General features: G+C 68.6%; 31 protein-coding genes. 15 read left to right on the plus strand and 16 right to left on the minus strand.

Annotation, left to right across the window (positions count from 1 at the left end; translation table 11 throughout):
- The first annotated feature begins 367 nt into the window (after positions 1-367).
- Complete coding sequence (locus GT007_RS13605; protein WP_160122172.1) at positions 368-1,009, plus strand: histidine phosphatase family protein; 642 nt, start codon at positions 368-370, stop codon at positions 1,007-1,009.
- On the opposite strand, the gene GT007_RS13610 is transcribed toward GT007_RS13605, so the two are convergent.
- The gene (locus tag GT007_RS13610) at positions 1,010-1,297 is read right to left on the minus strand and encodes a putative quinol monooxygenase (protein ID WP_160122173.1); all 288 of its coding nucleotides are present in this window, start codon (positions 1,295-1,297) and stop codon (positions 1,010-1,012) included.
- 81 nt (positions 1,298-1,378) lie between these two features.
- Between GT007_RS13610 and aat the strand changes: the two genes are divergently transcribed.
- Entirely contained in the window at positions 1,379-2,083 is a 705-nt protein-coding gene (gene aat, locus GT007_RS13615) for a leucyl/phenylalanyl-tRNA--protein transferase (RefSeq protein WP_160122174.1), read from the plus strand.
- Here aat and ada read toward each other — a convergent pair.
- The 10 genes from ada to GT007_RS13665 all read right to left on the minus strand — a co-directional run bounded on the left by ada (position 1,971) and on the right by GT007_RS13665 (position 9,515).
- Positions 1,971-3,077 (minus strand): bifunctional DNA-binding transcriptional regulator/O6-methylguanine-DNA methyltransferase Ada, encoded by a 1,107-nt coding sequence (gene ada, locus GT007_RS13620; RefSeq protein WP_160122175.1) that lies wholly within the window; start codon positions 3,075-3,077, stop codon positions 1,971-1,973. The two genes, aat and ada, sit on opposite strands and share 113 nt — an antisense overlap.
- A gap of 64 nt (positions 3,078-3,141) precedes the next feature.
- The gene (locus tag GT007_RS13625) at positions 3,142-3,453 is read right to left on the minus strand and encodes a type II toxin-antitoxin system RelE/ParE family toxin (protein ID WP_160122176.1); all 312 of its coding nucleotides are present in this window, start codon (positions 3,451-3,453) and stop codon (positions 3,142-3,144) included.
- Entirely contained in the window at positions 3,454-3,705 is a 252-nt protein-coding gene (locus GT007_RS13630; RefSeq protein ID WP_201451917.1) for a type II toxin-antitoxin system ParD family antitoxin, read from the minus strand. It abuts the gene before it with no gap.
- Positions 3,706-3,765: 60 nt separating this feature from the next.
- Positions 3,766-4,350 carry a tetratricopeptide repeat protein gene (locus GT007_RS13635; protein WP_160122177.1) on the minus strand — a complete coding sequence of 195 codons (585 nt, stop codon included), beginning with the start codon at positions 4,348-4,350 and terminating at the stop codon, positions 3,766-3,768.
- Between the two features lie 271 nt (positions 4,351-4,621).
- A complete protein-coding gene (locus GT007_RS13640) occupies positions 4,622-5,617 on the minus strand; it encodes a Bug family tripartite tricarboxylate transporter substrate binding protein (RefSeq protein WP_160122178.1) in 996 nt (331 codons plus the stop codon).
- On the minus strand, positions 5,614-6,798 hold the full coding sequence (locus GT007_RS13645; protein WP_160122179.1) for a pyridoxal-phosphate-dependent aminotransferase family protein: 1,185 nt from the start codon (positions 6,796-6,798) through the stop codon (positions 5,614-5,616). The genes GT007_RS13640 and GT007_RS13645 overlap by 4 nt, the downstream gene beginning before the upstream one ends.
- A gap of 34 nt (positions 6,799-6,832) precedes the next feature.
- Positions 6,833-7,231, minus strand: a complete 399-nt coding sequence (locus tag GT007_RS13650) for a VOC family protein (RefSeq protein WP_160122180.1) — start codon at positions 7,229-7,231, stop codon at positions 6,833-6,835.
- Entirely contained in the window at positions 7,232-7,621 is a 390-nt protein-coding gene (locus GT007_RS13655) for a RidA family protein (RefSeq protein ID WP_160122181.1), read from the minus strand.
- Complete coding sequence (locus GT007_RS13660) at positions 7,618-7,860, minus strand: DUF1272 domain-containing protein (RefSeq protein ID WP_160122182.1); 243 nt, start codon at positions 7,858-7,860, stop codon at positions 7,618-7,620. Before GT007_RS13660 ends, GT007_RS13655 begins: the two co-directional genes overlap by 4 nt.
- Positions 7,861-7,865: 5 nt before the next feature.
- The gene (locus GT007_RS13665) at positions 7,866-9,515 is read right to left on the minus strand and encodes a fumarate hydratase (RefSeq protein ID WP_160122183.1); all 1,650 of its coding nucleotides are present in this window, start codon (positions 9,513-9,515) and stop codon (positions 7,866-7,868) included.
- A gap of 87 nt (positions 9,516-9,602) precedes the next feature.
- Between GT007_RS13665 and GT007_RS13670 the strand changes: the two genes are divergently transcribed.
- Positions 9,603-9,953 (plus strand): hypothetical protein, encoded by a 351-nt coding sequence (locus GT007_RS13670; protein ID WP_160122184.1) that lies wholly within the window; start codon positions 9,603-9,605, stop codon positions 9,951-9,953.
- Between the two features lie 158 nt (positions 9,954-10,111).
- Here GT007_RS13670 and GT007_RS13675 read toward each other — a convergent pair whose 3' ends face one another.
- Positions 10,112-10,618, minus strand: coding sequence for an SspB family protein (locus GT007_RS13675; RefSeq protein ID WP_160122185.1), 507 nt, complete (start codon positions 10,616-10,618; stop codon positions 10,112-10,114).
- A gap of 128 nt (positions 10,619-10,746) precedes the next feature.
- Between GT007_RS13675 and GT007_RS13680 the strand changes: the two genes are divergently transcribed.
- From GT007_RS13680 to GT007_RS13705, 6 genes are all read left to right on the plus strand, one after another.
- Positions 10,747-11,226, plus strand: coding sequence for a hypothetical protein (locus tag GT007_RS13680; protein WP_160122186.1), 480 nt, complete (start codon positions 10,747-10,749; stop codon positions 11,224-11,226).
- Positions 11,223-12,560 (plus strand): glutamate--tRNA ligase, encoded by a 1,338-nt coding sequence (locus GT007_RS13685; RefSeq protein WP_160122187.1) that lies wholly within the window; start codon positions 11,223-11,225, stop codon positions 12,558-12,560. The genes GT007_RS13680 and GT007_RS13685 overlap by 4 nt, the downstream gene beginning before the upstream one ends.
- A complete protein-coding gene (gene cysS, locus GT007_RS13690; protein WP_160122188.1) occupies positions 12,560-13,978 on the plus strand; it encodes a cysteine--tRNA ligase in 1,419 nt (472 codons plus the stop codon). Before GT007_RS13685 ends, cysS begins: the two co-directional genes overlap by 1 nt.
- Positions 13,979-14,236: 258 nt before the next feature.
- The gene (locus GT007_RS13695; RefSeq protein ID WP_160122189.1) at positions 14,237-15,028 is read left to right on the plus strand and encodes an RNA methyltransferase; all 792 of its coding nucleotides are present in this window, start codon (positions 14,237-14,239) and stop codon (positions 15,026-15,028) included.
- Positions 15,028-15,852 (plus strand): alpha/beta fold hydrolase, encoded by an 825-nt coding sequence (locus tag GT007_RS13700; RefSeq protein WP_236571665.1) that lies wholly within the window; start codon positions 15,028-15,030, stop codon positions 15,850-15,852. Before GT007_RS13695 ends, GT007_RS13700 begins: the two co-directional genes overlap by 1 nt.
- The gene (locus GT007_RS13705; protein ID WP_160122191.1) at positions 15,849-16,814 is read left to right on the plus strand and encodes a Bug family tripartite tricarboxylate transporter substrate binding protein; all 966 of its coding nucleotides are present in this window, start codon (positions 15,849-15,851) and stop codon (positions 16,812-16,814) included. Before GT007_RS13700 ends, GT007_RS13705 begins: the two co-directional genes overlap by 4 nt.
- 7 nt (positions 16,815-16,821) lie before the next feature.
- Here the strand turns inward: GT007_RS13705 and GT007_RS13710 are convergent, their stop codons facing one another.
- The 3 genes from GT007_RS13710 to GT007_RS13720 all read right to left on the minus strand — a co-directional run bounded on the left by GT007_RS13710 (position 16,822) and on the right by GT007_RS13720 (position 18,829).
- On the minus strand, positions 16,822-17,067 hold the full coding sequence (locus GT007_RS13710) for a hypothetical protein (protein ID WP_160122192.1): 246 nt from the start codon (positions 17,065-17,067) through the stop codon (positions 16,822-16,824).
- Positions 17,068-17,178: 111 nt separating this feature from the next.
- Entirely contained in the window at positions 17,179-18,132 is a 954-nt protein-coding gene (locus GT007_RS13715) for an NAD(P)H-dependent flavin oxidoreductase (protein ID WP_160122193.1), read from the minus strand.
- 10 nt (positions 18,133-18,142) lie between these two features.
- Positions 18,143-18,829 carry a Crp/Fnr family transcriptional regulator gene (locus GT007_RS13720; RefSeq protein WP_201451918.1) on the minus strand — a complete coding sequence of 229 codons (687 nt, stop codon included), beginning with the start codon at positions 18,827-18,829 and terminating at the stop codon, positions 18,143-18,145.
- A gap of 198 nt (positions 18,830-19,027) precedes the next feature.
- Between GT007_RS13720 and GT007_RS13725 the strand changes: the two genes are divergently transcribed.
- From GT007_RS13725 to rimI, 6 genes are all read left to right on the plus strand, one after another.
- Positions 19,028-20,005: a sensor histidine kinase gene (locus tag GT007_RS13725; RefSeq protein ID WP_160122195.1), complete on the plus strand. Its 978-nt coding sequence runs from the start codon at positions 19,028-19,030 to the stop codon at positions 20,003-20,005.
- 53 nt (positions 20,006-20,058) lie between these two features.
- On the plus strand, positions 20,059-22,266 hold the full coding sequence (uvrB, locus tag GT007_RS13730) for an excinuclease ABC subunit UvrB (RefSeq protein ID WP_160122196.1): 2,208 nt from the start codon (positions 20,059-20,061) through the stop codon (positions 22,264-22,266).
- A gap of 296 nt (positions 22,267-22,562) precedes the next feature.
- Complete coding sequence (locus GT007_RS13735) at positions 22,563-23,249, plus strand: fumarylacetoacetate hydrolase family protein (protein WP_160122238.1); 687 nt, start codon at positions 22,563-22,565, stop codon at positions 23,247-23,249.
- 110 nt (positions 23,250-23,359) lie between these two features.
- On the plus strand, positions 23,360-24,157 hold the full coding sequence (locus GT007_RS13740) for an exodeoxyribonuclease III (RefSeq protein WP_160122197.1): 798 nt from the start codon (positions 23,360-23,362) through the stop codon (positions 24,155-24,157).
- A complete protein-coding gene (gene tsaB, locus GT007_RS13745; protein ID WP_160122198.1) occupies positions 24,154-24,774 on the plus strand; it encodes a tRNA (adenosine(37)-N6)-threonylcarbamoyltransferase complex dimerization subunit type 1 TsaB in 621 nt (206 codons plus the stop codon). The genes GT007_RS13740 and tsaB overlap by 4 nt, the downstream gene beginning before the upstream one ends.
- Entirely contained in the window at positions 24,771-25,202 is a 432-nt protein-coding gene (rimI, locus tag GT007_RS13750; protein WP_160122199.1) for a ribosomal protein S18-alanine N-acetyltransferase, read from the plus strand. The genes tsaB and rimI overlap by 4 nt, the downstream gene beginning before the upstream one ends.
- Here the strand turns inward: rimI and GT007_RS13755 are convergent.
- Complete coding sequence (locus GT007_RS13755) at positions 25,189-25,410, minus strand: sulfurtransferase TusA family protein (RefSeq protein WP_160122200.1); 222 nt, start codon at positions 25,408-25,410, stop codon at positions 25,189-25,191. The genes rimI and GT007_RS13755 overlap by 14 nt on opposite strands.
- Positions 25,411-25,459 lie beyond the last annotated feature (49 nt).

Raw genomic sequence — 25,459 nt, forward strand, 5'->3', positions numbered from 1 at the left:
GATTTCCTCTCGCCACACTCGACCTCAGGGACGAAACACCCCATCTCAAAACCGTCAGGGATGTCTCCGTACACCTGTCAAACATCTCTCCAGTCTGAACAGCCCCCGAACCCCCAGTCAGGGGCTCTGCCCCTGACAACCCCGCCAAAGGCCGAAAGGCCCTTGGAACCCAGGCGTTTGGCGCCCATCCTGACAGGCAGGGCGCCAATTATGTTATAAATATCAATAAGAAACACGTTTTCAGGATGTGGCGCCAACTGCTCGGGGTCCAGGGCCGCTACGGTCCTGGCGGGGGTGTCGGGGGCGGAGCCCCTGACGGCTGCCTCCCTCGCTTGACCCCGCCCCGCAACCCCTGCATGCACCCCCTATGCCGATCACGCGTTTCTTCCTCATCCGCCACGCCATCGTCACCCCTGCCGCCCGCGGCATTCTCTATGGCAGCATGGATGTCGCGCTCTGCGACATCGCCATGGCGCAGGAGGCCGCGCTGTACCGCTGGCTGGCCTTCCGCCTGCCGCATGGCGCGCATTGGGTGACCAGCACGCTGGCCCGCACCCAGGCCACGGCCGAGGGGATTTTCGCCGCGGGCTACCCCCGCACCCCCCTGGTGCGGGAGCCGGAGCTGGTGGAGCAGCATCTGGGCGAATGGCAGGGCATCACGCATGAGGAGCTGGTGGAGCGCCTGACGGAGCCCGCCCACCCCTTCTGGCCGCATGGCGCGGGTGAGCGCCCGCCGGGCGGCGAGGCCTTCGACGATGTGGTGGAGCGCGTGGGCCCGGTGCTGGACGGCCTGGCCGACAGCCACCCGGACCGTGACGTGGTGATCGTGGCGCATGGCGGCTCGATCCGCGCGGCGCTCGCCCATGCCACGGGCATCAGCGCGCACCAGGCCCTGCAATTCAGCATCAAGAATCTGGGGCTGACGCGGCTGGAACGCCATGACGGCGACTGGCGCGTGGCCGCGGTGAACGAGGAGCCCTGGACCCCGCCCCCGGAAAGCGCGGCCTGATCAGCCGACATCCATCACGGTGAAGTGCGGGGCCTCCATCGAACATTCCAGCGCGGTTTCGATCATGTCCGCCGTATGGGCGGTTTCGTGATGGGCATTGGCGGCGGCCCGGTCGCGCCAGCGCCCGACGCTGCACAGGTCCAGCGGGTCGGTCGCGGAGACGAGGACATCGAAGTCGATGCAGCCCGGTTCCGCCCGGGTGCCGGCGACGAAGCCGGGGATGACGGCCATCATCCGCGCCCGCTTTTCGGGCTTCATGCGCAACTGCACCAAGACCAGAACCGGCATCCTTGATTCCTTCCGGCCGAGTTCGCGGTTGCGGCACGGCCCCCTTCAGGCGTTGGATATCATCTCCGAGGTAAATGCCGCATGAGCCGACGTGGCGTCGAGATCACTCCCGAACTCATGCTCCGCGCCTATCAGGCCGGGCTGTTCCCCATGGCCGAGAAGCGGGAAAGCAACCGCCTGTACTGGCTGGACCCGGAGCTGCGGGGCGTGCTGCCGCTGGATGGCTTCCACCTGCCCCGGCGGCTGCTGCGCACGGTGCTGTCCGGCCCCTATGCCGTCACGGCCAACCAGGCCTTCGCCAACACCATACTGGGCTGCGCCGAACCCGCCCCGGGGCGGGAGGAAACCTGGATCAACCCGGAAATCGAGCGCCTGTTCAACGCCCTGCACCATATGGGCCACGCCCATTCGGTGGAGGTGTGGCAGGGCAACGCGCTGGTGGGCGGGCTGTATGGCGTGGCGATCGGCGGCGCCTTCTTCGGCGAGAGCATGTTTAACCGGGCGCGCGATGCCTCCAAGGTGGCGCTGGTGCATCTGGTGGCGCGGCTGCGGCTGGGCGGCTTCACCCTGCTGGACACGCAGTTCCTGACCAGCCACCTGGCGCAATTCGGCACGCGGGAAATTCCCCGCGCCGCATACAAGGCCCAGCTGGAGGCCGCGGTGGCGCGGCCCTCTAACTGGCTTTCCGCGCCGGAACCGGCGGCGCTGGAGGAAGCGATCCGTGCGCTGCGGCCTCACTCGCCAGCAGACGCGCCTTGTTCGGCACCCCCCAGCGATAGCCCGTGAGGTTGCCGTCCGCCGCCACCACCCGGTGGCACGGCACGGCGAGCGACACGGGGTTCTGCGCGCAGGCCCGCGCCACGGCGCGCGTGGCGGCCGGCGTGCCCATGCGGGCGGCCAGGCCGGAATAGGTGGTGGTCTCGCCCAGCGGGATGGCCTGCAGGGCCTCCCACACGCGGCGCTGGAAGGCGGTGCCGCGCAGGTCCAGCGGCAGGCGCAGCGCGGCCTGGGGCTCCGCGATGAAGGCCACGATCTGGCGCATGGCATCGGCCAGGGCCTCGGGCGCTTCCTCGATGGCGGCGGCGGGGAAGCGGTGGCGCAGATCGCCTTCCAGCGCGTCCATCTCCTCACCGAAGCCGAGGAAGCAGATGCCGGCGGCGGTGGCCCCCACCAGCAAGGGCCCCATGGCGGAATCGGCGCGGGCGATGCGGATCACCTCTCCGGCGCCGCCGCGCCGGGCGGCGCCTGGGGTCATGCCCAGATGGCGGGCGGGGTTTTCGTACACGCGGCTTTCGCTGCCAAAGCCGGCGCCGGCGACGGCATCGGCCACGCGCTCCCCCTTCGCCAGCGCGGCCGAGAGGCGGCGGCCGCGCGCGTTCTCAGCGTAGGAGCGCGGGGTCAGGCCCGTGATCTCCTTGAACAGGCGCAGGAAATGGTGGCGGGCGTACCCCGCGCGGGCGGCGAGCGCGGCGAGGGAGGGGATATCCTCCGCTTCCTCGATCATGCGCATCGCGGCCTCGATGGCGGCGCGGTGCAGGGCAGCGCGATCGCCCTTGGGGTCGCAGCGCTTGCAGGCGCGGAACCCCCCGGCCTCGGCGGCGGGGATATCGGCGAAGAAGCGGGTGTTGCGGCGCAACGGCGCGCGAGAGGGGCAGCCCGGCAGGCAGAACACCCCCTGCGTCGTCACGGCATACAGGAAGGGGCCGCAGGCGGGGGCCGCGTCACGCGCCACCACCGCCTGCCAGCGGGCTTCGTCGAGGGAGAGGGTCAGCGTGTCCATGCGGGGGTTGTGGCCTGGGTGGGGGGTGGGGTGCCATCCGGTTGGTGCGGTGGTGTGTGGGCGCTCACCCCGCATCGTCGCGATAATAGGCCAGGATATCGCGATGGCCTTCCAGGATGTTCACCACTTCCAGCGCCTCCGCGCCGTATCGGAAGAAGATCACATAGCTTTTGAAGGCGAAACTGCGCATGCCCGGGCGCAGTTCCTCCCGCGGGCGGCCCAGCGTGCCCGGCAGGGCGGCCAGCCTGGCGCATTGGCGGTACAGCACCTCGGCAAAGCCCCGGCCCGTCGCGGCATTCGCGCTTTCCCGGGTGATATGGGCCTGGATCGCCAGCAGATCCTCCAGCGCGGCATCCAGCAGGATCAGCTGGCGCACTCAGAAGCCGGCCTTACCCAGCTCCTCGGCCTTGGCATCCAGGGCGCGCAGCACGGCGGCCTCATCGTTGCGGCCGCCTCGCGCCAGGGAGGCATCCAGCGTTTCCCGCAGCGCCGCCAGCCTGGCTTCGCGTTCCTCCACCAGCCGCAGCCCGTCGCGATAGACTTCGCTGACCGTCGTGTAGCGGCCAGTGCGGACCATCCGGGCCGCGAATTCTTCCCAGTGGCTGCCTACGGATACGTTGGCCATCATGCCCTCCTGATCGGTGCAGCGTGGCACAATAACGAAAATGGTGCAATTTTCGTTATCGGGTCACGCATCCTCACCCAGCGCCCGCCGGCGTAGGTCCCGCACCCGCTGCGCGCCGCCCGTCAGGAAGGGATGGATCGTCAGCGCCGCCTCCTGGCTGCGCAGGGCGCCCGCGAAATCCCCCCGTTCCTCCTGCCATTGCGACAGCAGCAGCAGCGCGCCCCAGAGCCGGGGCTCCAGCCGCAGGGCCTGTTGCAGGTCGGCCAGGGCGGCGGCGGTCTCGCCGGTCGCGTGGTTGGCCTGGGCGCGAGCCAACCAGGCATCGGGGAAATCGGGCGCCAGGGTAATGGCGGCGTCGAAATCCTCCAGCGCGTCGGCGGGCTGGTGGGCGGCCATGTTGCGCTGGCCGCGCGCCAGCAGCAGCGTGATGGCCGGTGTGGCACGGGCGGACAGCAATTGCAGCAGCCGGCGCTCGACCAGCGCCGCGCCCTCGGCATCCGGCGCGGTGCGCAGGGCGGCGAAGGCGCTGTCCAGCTCCTGCGCCGGGTTCGGGGCGGGGGCAGCCGCGGGCGGGCGAGGCGCCGGGCGCTGCTGCGCCATCGCGGGGGTCGCCAAGGCCAGGGTCAGCAGAAAGGGTGCCACGCGCATGGCACAGCATGTGCGCAGCAGGGTGGGGGGCGTCAATGACGGATACAGGCGGATTGAGGGGGCGCCGCCCCCTCAAACTCCCCCGCCAGGAGCCGAAAGGCCCCTGGACCCCATGAGTTTGGTGCTGACCTTGGGAAGGTGTTTCCCTTTGATATTTATAATATAATTGGCGCCCCACCTGCCAGGATGTAGCGCCAATTCCTGGGTTCCAAGGGCCTTTCGGCCTTTGGCGGGGAGCCCGAGGGGCAGAGCCCCTCGGCCTTTTACGCGTTCACCCTCGCCCCAGCTGGATCCCCGCCTGATCCACGATCCGCCGGAACTTCTCCAGCTCCGCCGTCAGGAAGGCCCGGGTGCTGTCGGGTGTGCTGGGCGCCGCCGGGTCCACCCCGGCCTCACGCAGGCGCCGGGCCGCGTCGGGTTCGGCCAGCACGGCGTTCACCTGGGTGCTGATGTGCCGCGCCAGGCCGGGTTCCATCCCGCGCGGGGCCAGAAGCACGTTCCAGGTCGTCACCTCGAAGCCCGGCAGGCCGGATTCGTTCAGGGTCGGGATCTCCGGGAACAGCGGGTGCCGCGCCAGTGAGGTCACGGCCAGCCCGCGCGACAGCCCGTCGCGCAGGTGGGCGGCGGTGCTGGCCAGCACTTCCAGGCTGTATTGCACCTCGCCCTTGGCCAGGGCTTCCATGACGGCGGAGCCGCCGCGATAGGGCACGTGCTCCGCCACCAGCCCGCCGGCCGCGATCTTCATGTATTCGCCGGTCAGATGGCCGATGCCCCCGGCGCCGGAGGTCGCCCAGCTGTCCCGCCCCGGATTGGCACGGATATGCGCGAACAGTTCCTGCGCGGTGCGGAAGCGGGAGGTGCCGGGCACCACCAGCACCATCGGCCCGCCGCCGACCAAGGCGATCGGGGTGAAATCCGCCACCGGGTCATAGGGCGTCTGGCGCGGCAGGGCCGCGGGGTTGCTGCCGTGGGAGGACGCGGTGCCCAGCAGCAGCACCGCGCCATCGGGGGCGCGGTTCTTCACCCATTCGCTGCCCACGGCGCCGCCGGCGCCCGCTCGGTTTTCCACGATGACGCGCGCCTGCGGGCCCAGGCGGGGGGAGATCCGCTCCGCCAGGATGCGGGCCGCGATATCCGTGCTGCCGCCCGCCAGGAAGGGGACGACGAGGGTGATCGGCCGGTCCGGCCAGCCGGCGGGCTGGGCGGAGGCACCAAGGGGGAATACAGCGGGGGCGGCCAGCGCCCCCAGCAGGGCGCGGCGCTTCATGCCGTCAGGGCCTCCATCGCGGCGGCCACGCCGCCGGGGCGGTGCGGCACGTTGTTCAGCTTCAGGGCCATTTCCACGCTGGCCAGCGTGCCCAGGATCATCGGCTCATTCAGGTCGCCCAGATGGCCGATGCGGAACACGCGCCCGGCCAGCTTGTTCAGCCCGGCCCCCAGCGAGACATTGAACCGGTTGCGGCAGACGGCGCGCAGGGCGTCGGCGTCATCGCCCTCCGGCATCAGGATGGCGGTGACGCTGTCGCTGGCGCGGGTGTCGTCCTGGCAATACAGCTCCGGACCTTGTCCATTGCCGGACCAATGCTTCACGGCGGCGCGCACGGCCCGCGCCAGGCGGGTGTGGCGGGCCCAGACCTGCTCCAGCCCTTCTTCCTCGATCAGGCGCAGGGATTCCGCCAGGCCATAGAACAGGGTGGTGGGCACGGTGCCGATGAAACTGCGGTGGCGGCGCGTCAGCATCTCCGACCAGTCGAAATAGTGCTTGGGGATGCGGGAGTTCTTGTGGGCCGCCAGCGCCTTCTCCGACACGCCGGTGAAGGCGAAGCCGGTGGGCAGCATCAGCCCCTTCTGGCTGCCGCCCACCACCACATCCACGCCCCAGGCATCCATCTCGAACGGCAGGGAACCCAGGGAGGAAATGGTATCGCCCAGCAGCAGGGCGGGGTGGCCGGCCGCGTCCATGGCGGCGCGCACGGCCGCGATGTCCAGCACGGTGCCCGCCGCCGTCTCGTTGTGCACGGCGCAGACGGCCTTGATGCGATGTTCCGTGTCGCCCGCCAGCTTGGCACGCAGCGCTGCGAGATCCGCGCCGCGGCGCCAGTCGGCGGGCAGGGTGTCGATGCACAGGCCCAGCGCCTTGCCCATCTTCGCCCAGGATTCGGAAAAATGCCCCGTCTCGATCACCAGCAGCGTGTCGCCGGTGTTGAACAGGTTGGCCATGCTGGCTTCCCACGCGCCATGGCCGGAGGCGGTGTAGAAGAACAGGTGCTGGCTGGTGCGCAGCACCCGCTTCACCCCCGCCACGCACCGCTCATACAGCTCGAAGAACTCCGCATCGTTGAAGTCGATGCTGGCATGGGCGACAGCGCGCAGAACGCTGTCCGGGATGTTGGTCGGCCCCGGGTTGGCGAAGAACAGGCGGCCCCTGGGCTTGGCGATGGCGTTCATTGTTTCTGTGTTCCCCCCCTGCGCCCGGCGACGCTCAGTCGCCGTAGCTGCTGATCTCGATCAGGTTCCCGTCCGGGTCCCTGCAATAGACGCTGTTCATGGGCCCCAGCGCGCCGAACTTCACCACCGGCCCGTCCAGGATGGCGATGCCGCATTCCTGCAGATGCTCCACCACCTGCTCCGCCTTCACCGTCACGATGAAGCACAGGTCCTGCGAGCCCGGCGCGGTGTTCATGCCGGAGTGCCATTCATCCTGCGTCTTGTCGCTGGGGCGCAGGTTGATCTTCTGGCCGCCGAAGCGCAGCGCGGTGCGGTGGTCCTTGCCGAAGGTCTCGCGCTCCATCCCCAGCACGCGCTGGTACCAGGAGGCCGAGACCTCCACGTCCTTCACATTGATGACCAGGTGGTCCAGGCGATCGACGGCGAAACGCATTCAGGCGTCCTTTTTCAGGCGGGCGGTGACTTCGATCTCGATGCGCATCACGTCGGTCTGCAACCCCGCGTGAATGAGGGTGGAGGCCGGGCGAGCGATGTTGAAGTATTTGCGCACGATGGGCCAGCAGGGTTCCCAATCCTCCCGCCGGGGCACGATGAAGGTGGCGCGCACCACATCGTCCAGGCTGGCGCCGGCCTGTTCCAGGGCCATCGCGATGTTGCGGAAGCACTGGTCCGCCTGGGAGACGACATCCTCGGCGATGGTCATGGTGGCGTAGTCGTAGCCGGTGGTGCCGGAGACGAAGACGAAGCCCCCATCCACCACGGCACGGGAATATCCGATCTGCTCCTCGAAGATGGAGCCGGAGGAGATGAGGCGGCGGGTCATCGGGCGCATGTCTCCGGGCGGTGTTTGCGTTCGGTGCTGGCAGGGAATTTCGCCAGCATGGCGGCGGGGCGGATGGGCCTCGCCACCAGATTGCCCTGGCAGTTCGGGCAGGTCATGCCCAGGCGCTGCTCGGCGCATTCCCGGCACCAGGTGCATTCGAAGGTGCAGATCAGGGCCTGGTCGCTGTCCGGCGGCAGGTCCCGATTGCAGCATTCGCAATTGGGACGCAGCGCCAGCATCGCGGTTACTCCAGCCCGTCGTAGAAATCGTTGCCCTTGTCATCCACGACGATGAAGGCCGGGAAGTCCACCACCTGGACCTTCCACACCGCTTCCATGCCCAGCTCCGGGTATTCCAGCACCTCGACATGCTTGATGCAGTCCTGCGCCAGCCGGGCCGCCGGGCCGCCCACGCTGCCCAGGTAGAAGCCGCCGTATTTCTGGCAGGCATTGCGCACGGCCTTGCTGCGGTTGCCCTTGGCCAGCATCACCAGCGAACCGCCCGCGGCCTGGAAGCCCTCGACATAGCTGTCCATGCGCCCGGCCGTGGTGGGGCCGAAGCTGCCGGTCGCCATGCCCTCGGGCGTCTTGGCGGGGCCGGCGTAATAGACCGGGTGGTCCTTGATGTATTGCGGCAGGCCCTCGCCACGGTCCAGCCGCTCCTGCAGCTTCGCGTGGGCGATGTCGCGCGCCACCACGATGGTGCCGGTCAGCGAGACACGGGTCTTCACCGGATACTGGCTCAGCGTGGCGCGGATGGCGTCCATGGGCTGGTTCAGGTCGATCTTGACCACGTCGCCGCCCAGGATGTCCTCCGTGTGCTCCGGCAGGTAATGGGCCGGGTCGGTCTCCAGCTGCTCGAGGAACACGCCTTCGGGCGTGATCTTCGCCTTGATCTGGCGGTCCGCGCTGCACGACACGCCGATGCCGATCGGCAGGGACGCGCCATGGCGGGCCATGCGGATCACCCGCACGTCATGGCAGAAATACTTGCCGCCGAACTGCGCGCCGATGCCAAGGTTCTGCGTCAGCTTGTGGATCTCGGCCTCCAGCTCCGGGTCGCGGATGGCGTGGCCGGACTTGTCGCCCGAGGTCGGCAGGGCATCGAGATACTTGGTGGACGCCAGCTTCACCGTCTTCAGGTTCATCTCGGCGCTGGTGCCGCCGATGACCACCGCCAGATGATAGGGCGGGCAGGCGGAGGTGCCGAGCGTCTTGATCTTCTCCTCCAGGAAGGCCAACAGCTTGGGCTTGTTCAGCACCGCGCGGGTCTGCTGGTACAGGAAGGTCTTGTTGGCCGACCCGCCGCCCTTGAGGACGAATTGCAGGAAGAATTCGTCGGCGTGGTAATCGCCGGGGCTGGCCATGATGTCGAACTGCACCGGCAGGTTGTTGCCGGTGTTCACCTCATCGAACATGCCGATGGGGGCCATCATGGAATAGCGCAGGTTCGTCTCGGTATAGGTGCGGGCGACACCCCAGGAGAGCGCCTCCTCCTCATCGCCCTCGATCCAGACGCGCTGGCCCTTCTTGCCGAAGACGAGCGCCGTGCCGGTGTCCTGGCACATGGGCAGCACGCCGCCGGCGGCGATGTTGGCGTTCTTCAGCAGGTCGAGCGCCACGAAACGGTCGTTCCCGCTCGCCTCCGGGTCCTTCAGGATGTTGGACAGCTGCTGCAGATGCGCGGGGCGAAGCAGGTGGGAGACATCGTGGCAGGCGGCGAAGGCCAGCTTCTCCAGCACCTCCGGCTTGATCTTCAGCACCGTCTTGCCATCGACCTGGACGGTGGAGACGCCCTCGATGTCCAGCTTGCGGTATTGGGTGGTGTCCTCGCCGAGCGGGAACATGGTGCTGAAGGCGTAACCCTGAGGACGGGCGGGCTGGTCGAGCGGCATGGGCGGCCCCTGAAGCTGGCTGGTTTGTGAATGAGTCTATAGGCCCAGCCGGGGCGTGGGAACAGGTGCGGGAAGGGAGCGGGGGCGATGAGCGTGCGGACGGATCTCATCGAGGATCTGATCGAGGAGGGCAAAATAGATTATGTGAGCCTCTCCGATGTATTATCGGAGGCCGAACAGCAGGGGGCGCAGATATCCGGCTCCGACGAATTCGAGCGCGCGATGTTCTTGCTCGAACAGATGCTGGAGTACGGTTTTGTCGCCGTCGATCTGGGCCCCGAGGATGGCAGTTGCACCCCGTGGAAGGACCAGGACCATCAAGCCATCCTCGCCCGTGTCCGTCACGCCTGGAACACCGGCCCAGACCAGGACCTCGTTGCGCTGACCCACTGGTTCTGGCTGCCCGAGCATCTGCACGGAGATCCCGCAGCCGGATGAGGCGCCAATTCCTGGGTTCCAAGGGCCTTTCGGCCTTTGGCGGGGTGCCCGAGGGGCAGAGCCCCTCGGTCTTTACGCCCTTTGGGGGCAGAGCCCCTCGGTCCTTACGCCCTTTGGGGGCAGAGCCCCTCAGTCTTTACGCCCTTTGGGCGCTCACCTCAGTCCCGCTTCCGCCTGAACGCATCCAGGCTCACCACCTGCGCCGGTGCTTCCGGCGCGGGGGCGGCGTCATCCTTCGCCTCGGGTTCCGGTGCCGCTTCCGGTTCCGGCTCCACGGCTTCCGCCTCGGCTTCTTCCGGCTCGAAGCGCAGGCCGAAGCGCACATGCGGGTCGTGGAAGGCCGTCAGCGCGTTCAGCGGCACCACCAGCTGCGCCGGGATGCCGCCGAAGCTCAGCCCCACGGAGAAGCCGGGCTTCTGCCGGTCCACCTTCAGGTCCCAGAAGCGGTGTTGCAGCACGATGGTGATCTCGTGCGGGTATTTCGCCTTCAGGTGCGGCGGGATGGACACGCCGGGCAGATCGGTGCGGAAGCTGATGTAATAGTGGTGCTCGCCGGGCAGGCCGTGCTCGGCGGCATAAGCCAGCGCGTCCAGGACCACGGCGCGCAGGGCGTTCTCGGTCCAGCGCTCATATGGCAGCAGGCTGTCGGGGGGCTGATCGCTCATGCCGCGCAACTTAAGGCCGCACGCCCCCCCAGGGAAGGCGCCCCCCGGGCCTGGAATGCCCAAAAATCCGCCCTGGCCTGTCGCACGGGCGGGTGCGGAAAGCCGCGCCACCGGTTACAAGCCGCCGGATGACCAGCGACGATGCGATCGACCCGATCTTTTCCCCCGCCCCCGCGCCCGGGCTGTGCGTGCGTATCATGGACCTGTCCGGCGCCAATGGCAGCGATCCGATCGAGGTCGTGACCGGCTTCGGCTCGCTGGGCCATGCCAACACCTTCGCGCGGCGCTATGTGCGCGACAGCCTGGAACGCTGCCGCATGCCGGGCATGAGCGCGGATGAGGTGGTCGCCGCCTGGTTCGCCTTCGGCGAGGACGCCGAGGTGGAGGGCGGCGCCGAGGGCGCTGTCTGGCGCACGGAAACCGAACTGCACGATTTCGCCGCCCGCGCGCTGGAGGACGGCGCCGAGCAGCGCGACTGGCGCATGCTGGACCCGCGGCGCGACGGCGCGGACGCGCCCTTCGCCCTGCATGACGGGCTGGACGACGAGGAAGACGAGGAAGACGACGCGGACGAGGAAGAAGACGCGGATGCGGAGGACGAGGCATGAAACTGCGCTTCGCCCCCTCGCCGACCGGCTGGCTGCATGTGGGCAATGCCCGCATTGCCATCGTCAACGCCCTGCTGGCCATCCAGCGCCAGGGCCAGCTGATCCTGCGGCTGGATGACACGGATGTGGAACGCTCCCGCCCCGAATACGCGGCGGGCATCGAGGAAGACCTGCGTTGGCTCGGCATTTCCTGGCAGGGCTTCCAGCGCCAGCAGGACCGCACCGAACGCTATGCCCTGGCCGCCGAGAAGCTGAAGAAGGCCGGCTTGCTCTACCCCTGCTTCGAAAGCGAGGAGGAGCTGAAGTTCAAGCGCGAGTTGCGCCTGCGCCAGAACAAGCCGCCCTTGTACGACCACGCCGCGCTGAAGATGACGCCCGAGCAGTACGAGCGCGCGCTGGCCAACGGCAAGACGCCCCACTGGCGCTTCAAGCTGGGCAACAAGCCCCGCCGCTGGGACGACGGCGTGCTGGGCGAGCGCCAGGTGAAGCTGACCGCCATCAGCGACCCCGTGCTGGTGCGCGCCGATGGCAGCTACCTCTACACCTTCTGCTCGGTGGTGGATGACCTGGAGATGGGCATCACCCACATCGTGCGCGGTGAGGACCATGTGACCAACACCGGCGTGCAGCTGGATATCTATGAGGCGCTGGGCGGCCGGCCGGACCGGCTGGCCTTCGCGCATCTGCCGCTGCTGACCGATGCCGATGGCGGGCCGCTGTCCAAGCGCATCGGCTCGCTCTCCCTGCGGCAGATGCGCAAGGATGGCGTGGAGCCGCAGGCGCTGGTGGGCTACCTGGCCGCGCTGGGCACCGCGCAGGACCCGGTGCCGGGCCTGCCGGCCGATCTGGCGGCGCGGTTCGACATCCATGCCGTGTCCAAATCCAGCGCGCGCTTCGACCCGCGGCAGATGCTGGGGCTGAACAAGAAGCTGCTGCACGCCCTGTCCTTCGAGGACGCGAAGCCCCGCCTGCCGGAAGGCGCCACCCCGGAATTCTGGAACGCCATCCGCGGCAATCTGGACATGCTGGCCGAGGCGCGCCTGTGGTGGGAGGTGGCCACCGGCCGCATCGCCCCCCCGGTGCTGGACGGCGAGGGCGAGTTCCTGAAGGCCGCGCTGGCCACCCTGCCCGCCGGCCCCTTCGACGCCACCAGCTGGTCCGTCTGGACCGAGGCCCTGCGCGCCGCCACCGGCCGCAAGGGCAAATCCCTGTTCCTGCCCTTGCGCCTGGCCCTGACCGGTGAAGAACATGGGCCGGACCTGAAGGACATGCTGCCCCTGATCGGCCGCGACCGCGCCGAGGAACGCCTGCGCCACGCTGGAGCGACGTCGTAATGCAACTGCACTTCCACAACAGCCTGACGCGCCGCAAGGATGCGTTCACGCCGATCGACCCCCAGCATGTGCGCATGTATGTCTGCGGCCCCACCGTCTATGACCTGGCGCATCTGGGCAACGCCCGCCCGGTGGTGGTGTTCGACGTGCTGGCGCGGCTGCTGCGCCGAACCTTCCCGCGCGTGACCTACGCCCGCAACATCACGGACGTGGACGACAAGATCAACGCCCGCGCCCGCGAAAGCGGCCGCCCGATCGCGGAGATCACCGCCCGCACCACGGCCGATTTCCACGCCGACATGACGGCGCTGAACAACCTGCCGCCCGACGTGGAACCCCGCGCCACCCAGTACATCCCGCAGATGGTGGGCATGTGCCAGCGGCTGATCTCGCGCGGCCACGCCTATGCCGAACAGGGCCATGTGCTGTTCAGCGTCCCCAGCTTTCCCGAATACGGCCAGCTCTCGGGCCGCACCCCGGATGAGTTGCTGGCCGGCGCCCGGGTCGAGGTCGCGCCCTACAAGCACGACGCCGGCGATTTCGTGCTGTGGAAGCCCTCGGACGCCGAAACCCCCGGCTGGGATTCCCCCTGGGGCCGGGGCCGGCCGGGCTGGCACATCGAATGCTCCGCGATGTCCGAGGACATTCTGGGCCCGGAATTCGATATCCATGGCGGCGGGCATGACCTGATCTTCCCCCACCACGAGAACGAGCTGGCCCAGAGCTGCTGCGCCAACAACACCCGCCGCATGGCCAATTACTGGGTGCACAACGGCATGCTTCTCGTGGATGGCGAGAAGATGTCGAAGTCGCTCGGCAATTTCCTGACGGTGCGGGACATCCTGGCGCGCGGCCCCTGGGCCGGCGAGGCCTTCCGCCTGCTGCTGCTGCGCACCCACTACCGCTCGGCGCTGGATTTCAGCTTCGCCGCGCTGGAGGAATGCAAGGCCGAGCTGGACGATTTCTACGCCATGCTCGCCCGCCCGGCGCCCGAGGCCCGCGCCCATATGGGCATGGTGAACTGGGTGCTGGAACCGCTGGCCGACGACCTGAACACGCCGCTCGCGCTCGCGCGCCTGCGGGACCTGCGCACGCTGGAAAACGTGGCGAATGTCGGCGGCTCGGCCGCCGCCGTGCACGCCCGCACCCCCTTCCCCTGGGACCCCGCCCCCGGCGAGGCCCGGGCGGCGGCACTGGAAGCCGCCAGCGTGCTGGGCCTGCTGTGGCAAGACCCCGCCGCCTGGCGCCAGGGCGGCGACGCCGACGACGCCGCCGAAATCGAAGCCGCCATCGCCGCCCGCCAGGCAGCCCGCGCGGCGAAGAACTGGGCGGAAGCGGACCGCATCCGCGGGGAACTGACCGCGAAAGGCGTGGTGCTGGAAGATACTGGGGGGGTGACGACCTGGCGCAGGGGGTAGAAGGCTGAGGGGCTCTGCCCCTCAGACACCCCGCCAGGAGCCGAAAGGCCCCTGGACCCCAACCGTTTGGCACCGCACCGGGCAACGGGTTTCTATTTGATTTTTATAAATGAATTGGCGCCCCACCTTCCAGGATGAAGCGCCAATCCGATGGGTTCCAAGGGCCTTTCGGCCTTTGGCGGGGTGCCCGAGGGGCGGCGCCCCTCGGCCTTTTGCTCCCTTGGGGGCAGAGCCCCTCGGACCTTTCCTGAGGACCACATGAGCAAACGCGACGACGGCGCAGACCTTCACCCCATCCCTGGCGAGAGCCCCATCATCGTGCTGGTCGAGCCTCAGATGGCCGACAATATCGGCATGGTGGCGCGTGCCATGGCCAATGGCGGCTTGTTCCATTTGCGCCTGGTGAAGCCGCGCGACGGCTGGCCGAATGAGCGTGCGGTGATCGTTTCCTCCGGTGCGCAGCGCATCCTGGAGAAAGCGACGGTGCATGAGAGTGTGGGCGATGCGGTGGCCGACTGCCATCGGGTCTTCGCCACCTGTCCGCGCCCGCGCCACATCGTGATCAACACCCGCAACGCGCGTGCGGCGGCGGAGGATCTGCGCGCCGCCAATGCCCAGGGCCAGCGCGTGGCGGTGCTGTTCGGGCCCGAGCGCAACGGGCTGACGGCGGAGGATATCGCGCGCGCCGACACGCTGGTGAAGTATCCGCTGAACCCCGCGCACAATTCGCTGAATCTGGCCCAGGCGGTGATGATCCTGTCCTATGAATGGTGGATGGCGGAGGAGAAGACCCCGCCGCGTGCCTTGCAGACGCACAACACCGCCGTCGCCACCAAGGGCGAGCTGGACAATTTCATGGGTCATCTGCTGGATGAGCTGGACGCCTGCGGCTTCCTGCGGAACGAGGCCAAGCGCCCCGGCATGGTGCGCAACCTGCGCCACTGGTTCGAACGCGGCGAGGTGACGGAGCAGGAGCTGCGCACCCTGCATGGGGTGGTGGCGGAACTGTCGCGCGGGCGGATGATCCGGGGCAGGAACGAGGACCGGTGATGCTGGATTTCCTGGAACTCGACGCGGCCGCGCTGGGGCTTTCGGGGCCGCGCCTGTCCTATCAGGCGGCGGGCGAGGCCGGGCCGCCGGTGCTGCTGCTGCATGGCATCGGGGCGAATTCCACCGGCTGGCGGCACATCATGGCGGGATTGGCCGCGCGCGCGCGCGTGTTTTCCTGGAACGCGCCGGGGTATTTCCTATCCGATCCCTTCCTGGCGGAGGCCCCCCGCGCCGAGGATTACGCCGATGTGGCGCTGGCCATGCTGGATGCGCTGGGCGTGACGGGGCCGGTGCATCTGGTGGGGTCGTCCTTCGGCTCCATGCTGGGGGCGTGCTTCGCGGCGCGGCATCCGGGGCGGGTGGCGACGCTCAGCCTGTTCGGCACCTCACGCGGGCAGCGGTGGAAAGGGGCGGAGGCCCGGGCCGCCATGCTGGCCATGCGCGCGGAGAGCATCCGCGAGGGCGGGGTGGCGCTGGCGCGCACGCGCTCGGCGAAGCTGGTGGCGCCCGATGCCTCGGCCGCGGTGCTGGCGGAGGTGCGCCGCATGGTCGCCGCCACCGATGCGCGCGGGCTGATGCCCGCCGCCCGCTGCACCGACGCGGTGGATGTGGTGCTGGATTTCGCGCCCCGCATCCAGGCGCCCACCCTGGTCGTGACCGGCACCAGGGATGCGGTGAACCCGCCCGATGTCGCCATGGCGGTGGCGGATGCCATCACCGGCTCCGTGCTGGAACTGCCGGAGGGGCTGGGCCATCTGCCCGAAATAGAGTCGCCCGATTTCGCCTTGAATTTGCTGCAAAGGCACATGAACCTGGGTTCATGAAGGTTCCAAGACGGGTTCTGCCCGCCATCACGCTCGCGCATCCGGCCGCCGCACGTGCTCAAGGCTGGCCCGCGCGGCCCGTGCGGCTGATCATTCCCTTCCCGCCCGGCGGCGGGCTGGATGCGCTGGGCCGCGCGATCGCGGAGCGTGTCTCGGCCGCCACCGGCCAGCCCGTGGTGGTGGACAACCGGCCCGGCGGCTCCACCGTGCCGGGGGTGGATGCGGTGGCCAAGGCCGCGCCCGATGGCCACACGCTGCTGATGACGGCGGACAATTCCATCACCTCCAACCCGCTGCTGATCCCCGGCCTGCCGCATGATCCGATACGGGACCTCGCCCCCGTCTCCTTCCTGCTGGAGACACATCAGATGGTGGTGGCGCATCCGCGCCTGGGCGTGCGCGGCATCCCCGCGCTGATCGAGGCCGCCCGCACCCAACGGCTGAACTATGGCAGCTATGGCCAGGCCAGCCAGCCGCATCTGCTGTTCGGCGCGCTGGGCGCCCAGGCGGGGGTGGAGTTCACCGAGATCCCCTATCGCGGCCTGACGCCGGCCGTGCTGGCCACCGTGGCCGGCGAGGTGGACCTGACCCTGTGCGGCATCGCCTCAGCCGGGGAGCACCTGGCCGCCGGCACGCTGCGCGCCCTGGCGGTGGGCCGGGCGGAGCGCCTGCCGCAATTGCCCGATGTGCCGACGCTGGCCGAATCCGGCCATGGCGATGTGGACCCGCGCACCTGGTTCGGCCTCTTCGCCCCGGGCGCGACCCCGGCGGAGCTGCTGTCTCGCATCCATGCCCAGGTGGCGGCCGCGATGGCCGACCCCGCCCTGGTGCGGCGCTTCCTGACGCCCAATGGCTATACGGTGCACACCGCGACGCCCGAGGCATCGCGGGCGCTGATCGCGGCGGACCTGGACTACAAGCGGGGGCTGATGCGGCGGGCGGGGCTGAACCCCGCCCCCTGAGCGTCCCTCAGCGGCGCCCGTTCCGCACCGCCACCCGGGCACCGCGCTGGCCCATGCTCTGCTGGATGGCCTGCCGGCGGGCGCGCTCCTGCGCGAAGGTGGTGGTCACCGCGCCGATGGTGGGGGTCATCATGGACGTGTCCTGGCCCATCACCCAGTTCTGGCCCACCACCAGGGTCTGGCGGGCTTCCGCTGCGCCGCCGATGCCCATGCCCGCCGCCAGGACCAGGGCCATGATCGTCATCTTGTGCATGTCACCGTCTCCATTCGCTGCGGAAGTCCGTGGTGGCCTTCCCTCTGGAGACAGGTGTATCCGCACCAAGTGATAGATAAAATAAGATGGATTATATGTTTTCGATAGACATTATCTATTGAAAGCCTGCAACCGCGTGAGGCCCGCCTCGGCCTCCGCCATCATCCGGCGTACCACCTCTCCGGCGGGCAGGATCTCGTGGATCACGCCCACGCATTGCCCGGCCCAGACATAGGAATCCTCCATCTCCCCGCCCTCGACCCCGCGCGCGTTGGCGGCGCCGGAGATCAGGGGCAGCAGCTCCTCCCGCCCCGCGCCGCTGGCCTCGCATTCCAGGATGTGGCGCACATGGGCGGAATCCAGCGCCCGGCCGGGCTGGCCCAGGCTGCGCTTGATCAGGGTGGTGTCGGAGGGCAGGGCCTCGGCCAGCGCCCGCTTGTAGGCGGGGTGGGCACGGGCTTCCTCGGTGGCGACGAAGCGGGTGCCCATCTCCACCCCCTCCGCGCCCAGGGCCAGGGCGGCCAGCAGGCCGCGCCCGTCGGCGATGCCGCCGCTGGCCAGCACCGGGATCTTCACCGCATCCACCACGCGCGGCACCATGACCATGGTGGTCTCATCCCCCCGGCCGATATGGCCGCCGCCCTCGAAACCCACGGTGGCGACGATGTCGGCGCCCGCGGCCTCGGCCTTCTTCGCCAACTCGGGGCCCGCGATCAGCACCAGGGTGCGCACGCCATGCCCCTCGCAGCGGCGCAGCCAGGGGGCGGGGTTGCCGGCGGTGAAGGCGATCACCGGCACCTTTTCCTCCAGCGTCACCTCCAGCAGGGCGGTGATGTCGGCGCGGCCGAGGGGGAAGTTCACGCCGAACGGGTGCGGCGTCAGCGCCCGGCAGCGGCGGATCTCGGCGCGCAGCGCCTCCGGCTCCTGCAAGGTGGCGGTGTTGATCTGCCCGCAGCCCCCGGCATTGGACACGGCGGCGGCGAGTTCCGCATAGGCCACGCGGGCCAGCCCGCCCTGGATGATGGGGTGCCGGATGCCCAGCAATTCGGTGACGCGGGTGCGCATGGGATGTGTCCTACAGCAGGGGCCGGCGCGGGGCCGGCTGTTCCCAATAGTCGGCCACTCGGCGCAGCGCGCGCAAATCCCCCACCGTCAGCACGCCCTCCTTCAGGGAGACCAGGCCCTGACGCCGCAGCTGCTGCAGCACGCGGTTGGTGTGCACGGCCGACAGGCCCAGCAGATCGGCGATATGCCCCTGGGTCAGCGGAAAAGGCACCCCGCCATCCGGCCGCTTCAACCCGCTGCTGGCCGCGCGGCGGTACAGCAGCACCAGCAGCATCGCCATGCGTTCCATGGCGCTGCGCCGGCCCACGCTCAGCAGCACGTCGTCGGTTAGGCGCTCGCCATGCGCCGACAGCCAGGTCAGGTCGAGCGCGAGGGATGGGTGATCGCGGAACAGCTCCCACACCATGTCGCGGCGGAAGGCGCAGAGCGTGACCTCCGTCAGCGCCTCCACCCCGTGGGGGGAGGCGCTCATCAGCTCCGCCTGCAAGCCCACCACATCGCCGGGCAGCAGGACGTTCAGGATCTGCCGGCGGCCGTCGGGCAGGCTTTTGTAGCGGAAGGCCCAGCCGCGCAGCAGCGTATAGATGCGCTCGTCGGTGGCGCCCTCGGCGATGATGGTGTCGCCGGCAGCATGGGGGTACTCGGCGCGCTTCTGGCGGCTGATCCAAGCCAGCTGTTCCGGGGTGAATTCCCGCATGTCGGACAGGGCGCGCAAGGGACAAGCTTGGCAGGGCAGCATAGGGGGTCGCCTGGGGTTACGAGAAACACATTGGACACAACAGCTTGATTGTCCCACAAAAAGCACACCGCATTAACACATGTTATCGTTCCGGAACGTGTCTCCGTTAAGATCGCGCAGTCTCACCAAGGTCCATTTGCTGGCATGCAACGCATATTGAGGGTTTCGCCTCTGCGGGACCGCCCAGCGGCTGGTTTCGGCTTCGGCCTTCTGAGTTTCGTGGCGGCTTTCGCGCTACGCTACTGGGCCGGGGAGGCGATGGGCAATCTGCCCTTCGTCACTTTCTTCCTGGCCGGCTTGGTCACCACGGTGGTCGCTGGCTGGCGGCCGGCGGTGCTGGTGATCGCGCTGTCCTTCTTCGCATCATGGTATTTCTTCCTGCAGCCCTTCGCCAGTTTCGCCCTGCCCTGGCCCCAGGGCTACATCGCGCTGGGCTTCTTTCTGGCGGTGTCGGTGAGCGAGACGGTGGTGCTGGCCTTTCTGCAACGCACGCTGGAGGAGTTGGCGCGGGAACGCGAGCGGGTGGAGGCCCTGCTGCGCCACCAGAAGCACCTGTACCATGAATTGCAGCACCGGGTCGCGAACGGCATCCAGTCGCTCGCCTCCATCCTCTCCATCCAGGCCGCCACGATCGCCGACGCCGAGGACGCGGAGCAGGCGCTGCACGACGCCGCCCAGCGCCTGCGCGGCGTGGCCGCCGTGCACCGCCGCCTGCATGATCCGGAACTGGCCGGGGCCGGCTTCGGCAAGGTGCTGGAGGGGCTGGCGCGGGACATGCTGGACAATGCCGGCATGGAGGACGTGACGCTGGAGGTGTCCGTGGCGGTGCCCCCGCCGGACCAGGATAGCGCGACCACCCTGGCCATGGTGGCGCTGGAAGCGTGTTCCAACGCCATCAAGCATGCCTTCGCGGAAGGCGGGACCGGCCATCTGCGGATCACGCTGCACCCGGAGGGCGACCGGCTGGTGCTGACGGTGCGCGACGACGGCCCAGGCCCGGGGCCGGCGCGCGAGGGCAGCCTGGGCATGACCATCATGCAGGGCTTCGCCCAGCGCCTGGGCGGCGAGGTGGCCCTGGGCCACGCGGCGGAGGGCGGGGCGGTGCTGCGGCTGACCATGCCGCGAAATCGATAAGAACATCGCGGGAACAGGGTGCGAAAACGCCGCGCCGCGCCTAGATTGGCGGGATGAACCACGTCCTCGCCCCTGTCACCTTCATGCCGGAGCGCCGGCCGGTGCCGGAATTCACCAAGGCCCTGAAGGTGGTCAGCCCCTTCGAGCCCAATGGCGACCAGCCCCAGGCGATCAAGGAGCTGGTGGCGGGCGTGGAGGGTGGCGAGCGCGACCAGGTGCTGCTGGGCGTCACCGGCTCCGGCAAGACCTTCACCATGGCCAAGGTGATCGAGGCGGTGCAGAAGCCCACCCTGATCCTGGCGCCGAACAAGACCCTGGCCGCGCAATTGTATGGGGAGATGAAAAGCTTCTTCCCCGACAACGCGGTGGAATATTTCGTTTCCTACTACGACTACTACCAGCCGGAAGCCTATATTCCGCGCACCGACACCTATATCGAAAAAGACAGCCAGATCAACGAACAGATCGACCGCATGCGGCACAGCGCCACCCAGGCGCTGCTGGAACGCAACGATGTGGTCGTCGTCGCCTCGGTCAGCTGCATCTACGGTATCGGCGGGGTGGAAACCTACTCCCGCATGGTGGTGAAGCTGGAGCGCGGCGGGCGGATCGACCGCGACGTGCTGATCAAGGGGCTGGTCGAGCAGCAATACCGCCGCAACGACAACGCCTTCCAGCGCGGCACCTTCCGCGTGCGCGGGGAGAGCGTGGATCTGTGGCCCTCGCAGCTGGAGGACCGGGCCTGGCGCGTCTCCCTGTTCGGGGATGAGGTGGACGGCATCCGCGAATTCGACCCGCTGACCGGGGAGGTGACGGCCGAGCTCGACAAGGTCTCGATCTACGCCAACAGCCACTACGTGACGCCGCGGCCCACGCTGAGCCAGGCCATCGCCCGCATCAAGGTCGAGCTGAAGGAGCGCCTGCGGGAGCTGGAGGCCGAGGGCAAGCTGCTGGAGGCCCAGCGCCTGGACCAGCGCACCACCTTCGACATCGAGATGATGGAGACCACCGGCAGCTGCAAGGGCATCGAGAACTACAGCCGCTACCTCTCGGGTCGGAACCCGGGCGACCCGCCGCCGACCCTGTTCGAATACCTGCCCAGCGACGCGCTGCTGGTGGTGGACGAAAGCCATGTGACCGTGCCGCAGATCGGCGGCATGTACCGGGGCGACTTCGCGCGCAAGGCGATCCTGGCCGAGCACGGCTTCCGCCTGCCCAGCTGCGTGGACAACCGGCCGCTGAAATTCGAGGAATGGGACGCCTTCCGCCCGCAGAGCGTCTTCGTCTCCGCCACCCCCGGCCCGTGGGAGATGGAGCGCACCGCCGGCGTCTTCGCCGAGCAGGTGATCCGCCCCACCGGGTTGCTGGACCCGGTCTGCGACATCCGCCCGGTGGAAGGCCAGGTGGACGACCTGCTGGCCGAATGCCGCCTGGTGAACGGCCAGGGCGGCCGCGTGCTGGTCACCACCCTGACCAAGCGCATGGCCGAGGACCTGACCGAGTACATGACCGAGGCCGGCATCCGCGTGCGCTACCTGCACAGCGACGTGGACACGCTGGAGCGCATCGAGATCATCCGCGACCTGCGGCGCGGCGTGTTCGACGTGCTGGTGGGCATCAACCTGCTGCGTGAGGGGCTCGACATCCCCGAATGCGCGCTGGTCGCCATCCTGGACGCGGACAAGGAAGGCTTCCTGCGCAGCACCACCAGCCTGATCCAGACCATCGGCCGCGCCGCGCGCAACGCCGAGGGCCGGGTGGTGCTGTATGCCGACCGCATGACACAGAGCCTGAAGAACGCCCTGGGCGAGACCGAGCGCCGCCGCGCCAAGCAGATCGCCTATAACGAGGCGCACGGCATCACCCCCACCACCATCCGGCGCGAGATCTCGGACGTGCTGAAGGATGTCAGCCAGGGCGACTACGTGACGGTGGAGGCGGTGGAAGGCGACGCCACCGCCGAATTCGTCGGCAAGGACCTGCGCGCCAGCATCGCGGAGCTGGAAAAGCGCATGCGCGCCGCCGCCGCCGAGCTGGAGTTCGAGCAGGCCGCGCGCATCCGCGACGAGATCAAGCGGCTGGAGAACCTGGAGCTGGGGCTGGATGGCGGCATGCAGCCCAACCTGGCCGGCCGTTCCCTGCAGGACAGCACGCCCGCCGGCACCAAACCCAAGCGCGCCAAGGCGGATTGGAAGCCAAAACCGCTGGGCCCCGGCGGCGGCGGCTACGACCCCGCGAAGATGAAAAAGCGTGGACGTTGAATCATGCAACCATCACGCGATTCTGCTTTTGCCAGCCCGTGAGTCTTGGGCTAGTATCCGTGCATCCGGTGCCTGTTGAACGCCGGTGAGCGACCCGGTATCCCCTGCCGGCTCGCCCTACCATTCCGATCGGAAGTACAACAATGGGCGCCCGACCACCCCCCTGGTCGGGCGCTTTTTTGTTGAATAGATACTTCTGGCGCTCGTTCCTCAGATTTTACTTTAAGTGGTACGCCCTTCCCGTTGGCGCCCGGCGCTGGTAACCCTTGCGGGCATCCTTGCGCAAAGAGGCCCCGATGCCCGAATACGTGATCCCCGCCCCGCCGCAGGCCGTCCTCCCCATCAAGGGGTCGGATGCGGTGTTCCCGGTGCGCCGCATTTTCTGCGTCGGCCGCAACTACGCCGAACACGCGATCGAAATGGGCAGCGACCCGACGCGTGAGCCGCCCTTCTATTTCACCAAACCCGCCGACGCGGTGGTGACCGGCGGCGCCGACATGCCCTACCCGCCCGCGAGCAAGGAGCTGCATCATGAGATGGAGCTGGTGGTCGCGATCGGCGTGGGTGGCGCCAACATTCCGGTGGCCGACGCGCTGAAGCATGTGTGGGGCTATTGCTGCGGCCTGGACATGACCCGGCGCGACCTGCAGAACGCCGCCAAGAAGACCGGCCGCCCCTGGGACATGGGCAAGGGCTTCGACCAGTCCGCGCCGATGGGCCTGCTGGTGCCGGCCGCGGGCGTCGATGCCTCCAAGGGCAAGATCGAGCTGACGGTGAACGGCAAGGTCGTGCAGACCTCCGACCTGTCCAAGCTGATCTGGTCGATCCCCGAAGTGATCGCGAACCTGTCCGAGCTGGTGACGCTGGCCCCCGGCGACCTGATCATGACCGGCACGCCCGAGGGCGTGGCCGCCGTGCAGAAGGGCGACGTGCTGGAAGGCTTCGTCGAGGGCGTGGGCACGATCAAGACCAAGATCGTCTGAGACGCGCCGGGGGAAAGGAATTTCCCCCGGGCCTTTTTTTCGGTTCCGGGCCGCCCTTACCCCCGCACGGGGCCGCGAGGGCGCCCCTTCCCAGGAAGCGGGACATCACCATGCGTATCGCCACCTGGAACATCAACTCCGTCCGCCTGCGCCTGCCTCTGCTGGCGGGCGTGCGCGATGCGCTGTCCCCCGATGTGATCTGCCTGCAGGAAACGAAGTGCCCGGATGAGCTGTTCCCGCTCGAAGGCATCAAGGCCCTGGGCTACGAGCACATCGCGATGCGCGGCATGAAGGGCTACAACGGCGTGGCGGTGTTGTCGCGCACCCCCTTCACCGTGCTGCCGGACACGCCCGACTGGTGCCTGAAGGGCGATTGCCGTCATCTGGGCGTGCTGCTGGACAGCCCGGCGGGCCCGCTGGAACTGCACAATTTCTACATCCCGGCCGGCGGCGACATCCCGGACCGCGAGGCCAACGTCAAATTCGCGCACAAGCTGGATTTCCTGGCCGAGGCCACGGAATGGTCCCGGACGCGCGCCAGCGCCCCCCGCCGCGTGATGCTGGGCGACCTGAACATCGCGCCGCTGGAACATGACGTGTGGTCGCACAAGGAATTGCTGAAGGTCGTCTCCCACACACCGATCGAGGTGGAGGCGCTGACCCGCTGGCAAAACGAGGGCAACTGGCACGACGCGCTGCGCCATTTCGTGCCGGCGGACCAGAAGCTGTACACGTGGTGGTCGTACCGCGCGCAGGATTGGGCGGCCTCGAACCGCGGGCGGCGGCTGGACCATGTATGGGTCTCGCCCGACCTGGCGCCCAGCCTGAAACAACACCAGGTGCTGAAGGAAGCGCGCGGCTGGGAGAAAGCCAGCGACCATGTGCCCGTGATGGTGGAACTGGGATGATCCTGGCGCTGGAATCCTCGGGCGCGCGGTGCTCCGTGGCGCTGTGGGACGGCACGCTGGTGGCGGAGGCGGCGCGGGATGAGGCGCGGGGCCATGCCTCCATCCTGCCCGTGCTGGTGGAACAGGTGCTGGTGGAACAGGTGATGGGCCAAACGGCGGTCACGGCGGTCGCGGCCGGGGTGGGCCCAGGCGGCTTCACCGGGCTGCGCGCCGGGCTGGCCGTGGCGCAGGGCCTGGCGCTGGCGCTGGGCGTGCCCGTGCTGGGCGTGACGACCGGCGAGGCGCTGGCCGCCGAGGCCGACAACCCGGCGAACCTGCCCATCTGGGCCGCGCTGGACAACAAGCGCGGCCGTATCTTTCTGGAGCGCCCCGGCGAACCCCCCGTGGCGGTGGAGGAGGACGCCTTGCCCCTGCCCGCCGGGCCGGTGCTGCTGGTGGGCGATGCGGCGGAACGCGCGGCGGCGGCGCTGGCGGCACGCGGGGCCGTGGCGCGCGCCGTGCCGCCCGCCCTGGCCCATGCGCGCGGCGTGGCGCGGGTGGCCGCGGCCATGCTGGCGGGCCAATGCCCCCGCCGGGCCGCGGAGCCGCTCTATATCGACGCGCCCGCCACCACATGAGCAATCCCGTACCGGCCGGGGTGGAGGACGCGCCGGCCCTGGCCGCGCTGCACGCCACCGCCTTCACCGGCGATGAGGCCTGGGACGCCGATGCGATGGCGGAACTGCTGGAGGGCCTGGGCTGCTACGCGCTGTGGGTGCCGGGCCAGGGCTTCATCATGGCCCGCGCGATCGCCGGAGAGGCGGAGGTGATGACCATCGCCGTGGCCCCCGGCTTCCGGCGCCAGGGGGTGGGTGCCGCGCTGATGCGCGGCGCCATCCAGGTCGCCAAGGCCTATGGCGCGGAAACAATTTTCCTTGAGGCAGCAGAAAACAACAACGCCGCATTACAACTTTACCACCTATTAGGCTTTGAAAAAGCCGGCATCAGGCGGCGCTACTACAGTGATGGGACTGACGCATTGTTGCTGTCCCTCAACCTTTGCTGATGATTAAGCGTCCATTTTCATGCAAAAGAATGCGATGCCCTTGTTCAGTAACGGTTTTCGGTAAGTTTTTGGCGGGTTCGTCACCGCTGTACAGCACCTCCAGAACCTCGCCTGCGGCCATACGATCCAGCATCAAACGTGTGCGCACAAAGGTCATGGGACATGTTTCGGAACGTATATCGATCTGCTGGTCCGGCGTTTCTGACATAATTTTCAACACTCCACGGCTAAGTTTTACCTCTATAGTCTATTGCGTA

Origin of the sequence: Rhodovarius lipocyclicus, from assembly GCF_009900765.1 — a bacterium.
GTDB classification, from domain to species: domain Bacteria; phylum Pseudomonadota; class Alphaproteobacteria; order Acetobacterales; family Acetobacteraceae; genus Rhodovarius; species Rhodovarius lipocyclicus.

Excerpts from the sequence above, each read along its gene's own strand:
- GT007_RS13705 (WP_160122191.1), top strand. The coding sequence starts at position 15,849 with ATGAAGGTTCCAAGACGGGTTCTGCCCGCCATCACGCTCGCGCATCCG.
- GT007_RS13655 (WP_160122181.1), bottom strand. The coding sequence starts at position 7,621 with ATGACCCGCCGCCTCATCTCCTCCGGCTCCATCTTCGAGGAGCAGATC.
- GT007_RS13720 (WP_201451918.1), bottom strand. The coding sequence starts at position 18,829 with ATGCGGGAATTCACCCCGGAACAGCTGGCTTGGATCAGCCGCCAGAAG.
- GT007_RS13670 (WP_160122184.1), top strand. The coding sequence starts at position 9,603 with ATGAGCGTGCGGACGGATCTCATCGAGGATCTGATCGAGGAGGGCAAA.
- GT007_RS13700 (WP_236571665.1), top strand. The coding sequence starts at position 15,028 with ATGCTGGATTTCCTGGAACTCGACGCGGCCGCGCTGGGGCTTTCGGGG.
- GT007_RS13630 (WP_201451917.1), bottom strand. The coding sequence starts at position 3,705 with ATGATGGCCAACGTATCCGTAGGCAGCCACTGGGAAGAATTCGCGGCC.
- rimI (WP_160122199.1), top strand. The coding sequence starts at position 24,771 with ATGAGCAATCCCGTACCGGCCGGGGTGGAGGACGCGCCGGCCCTGGCC.
- GT007_RS13665 (WP_160122183.1), bottom strand. The coding sequence starts at position 9,515 with ATGCCGCTCGACCAGCCCGCCCGTCCTCAGGGTTACGCCTTCAGCACC.
- tsaB (WP_160122198.1), top strand. The coding sequence starts at position 24,154 with ATGATCCTGGCGCTGGAATCCTCGGGCGCGCGGTGCTCCGTGGCGCTG.
- aat (WP_160122174.1), top strand. The coding sequence starts at position 1,379 with ATGAGCCGACGTGGCGTCGAGATCACTCCCGAACTCATGCTCCGCGCC.
- GT007_RS13735 (WP_160122238.1), top strand. The coding sequence starts at position 22,563 with ATGCCCGAATACGTGATCCCCGCCCCGCCGCAGGCCGTCCTCCCCATC.
- GT007_RS13635 (WP_160122177.1), bottom strand. The coding sequence starts at position 4,350 with ATGCGCGTGGCACCCTTTCTGCTGACCCTGGCCTTGGCGACCCCCGCG.
- GT007_RS13640 (WP_160122178.1), bottom strand. The coding sequence starts at position 5,617 with ATGAAGCGCCGCGCCCTGCTGGGGGCGCTGGCCGCCCCCGCTGTATTC.
- GT007_RS13610 (WP_160122173.1), bottom strand. The coding sequence starts at position 1,297 with ATGCCGGTTCTGGTCTTGGTGCAGTTGCGCATGAAGCCCGAAAAGCGG.
- GT007_RS13675 (WP_160122185.1), bottom strand. The coding sequence starts at position 10,618 with ATGAGCGATCAGCCCCCCGACAGCCTGCTGCCATATGAGCGCTGGACC.
- GT007_RS13660 (WP_160122182.1), bottom strand. The coding sequence starts at position 7,860 with ATGCTGGCGCTGCGTCCCAATTGCGAATGCTGCAATCGGGACCTGCCG.
- GT007_RS13650 (WP_160122180.1), bottom strand. The coding sequence starts at position 7,231 with ATGCGTTTCGCCGTCGATCGCCTGGACCACCTGGTCATCAATGTGAAG.
- GT007_RS13605 (WP_160122172.1), top strand. The coding sequence starts at position 368 with ATGCCGATCACGCGTTTCTTCCTCATCCGCCACGCCATCGTCACCCCT.
- GT007_RS13740 (WP_160122197.1), top strand. The coding sequence starts at position 23,360 with ATGCGTATCGCCACCTGGAACATCAACTCCGTCCGCCTGCGCCTGCCT.
- GT007_RS13755 (WP_160122200.1), bottom strand. The coding sequence starts at position 25,410 with ATGTCAGAAACGCCGGACCAGCAGATCGATATACGTTCCGAAACATGT.
- uvrB (WP_160122196.1), top strand. The coding sequence starts at position 20,059 with ATGAACCACGTCCTCGCCCCTGTCACCTTCATGCCGGAGCGCCGGCCG.
- ada (WP_160122175.1), bottom strand. The coding sequence starts at position 3,077 with ATGGACACGCTGACCCTCTCCCTCGACGAAGCCCGCTGGCAGGCGGTG.
- cysS (WP_160122188.1), top strand. The coding sequence starts at position 12,560 with ATGCAACTGCACTTCCACAACAGCCTGACGCGCCGCAAGGATGCGTTC.
- GT007_RS13695 (WP_160122189.1), top strand. The coding sequence starts at position 14,237 with ATGAGCAAACGCGACGACGGCGCAGACCTTCACCCCATCCCTGGCGAG.
- GT007_RS13710 (WP_160122192.1), bottom strand. The coding sequence starts at position 17,067 with ATGCACAAGATGACGATCATGGCCCTGGTCCTGGCGGCGGGCATGGGC.
- GT007_RS13680 (WP_160122186.1), top strand. The coding sequence starts at position 10,747 with ATGACCAGCGACGATGCGATCGACCCGATCTTTTCCCCCGCCCCCGCG.
- GT007_RS13645 (WP_160122179.1), bottom strand. The coding sequence starts at position 6,798 with ATGAACGCCATCGCCAAGCCCAGGGGCCGCCTGTTCTTCGCCAACCCG.
- GT007_RS13685 (WP_160122187.1), top strand. The coding sequence starts at position 11,223 with ATGAAACTGCGCTTCGCCCCCTCGCCGACCGGCTGGCTGCATGTGGGC.
- GT007_RS13715 (WP_160122193.1), bottom strand. The coding sequence starts at position 18,132 with ATGCGCACCCGCGTCACCGAATTGCTGGGCATCCGGCACCCCATCATC.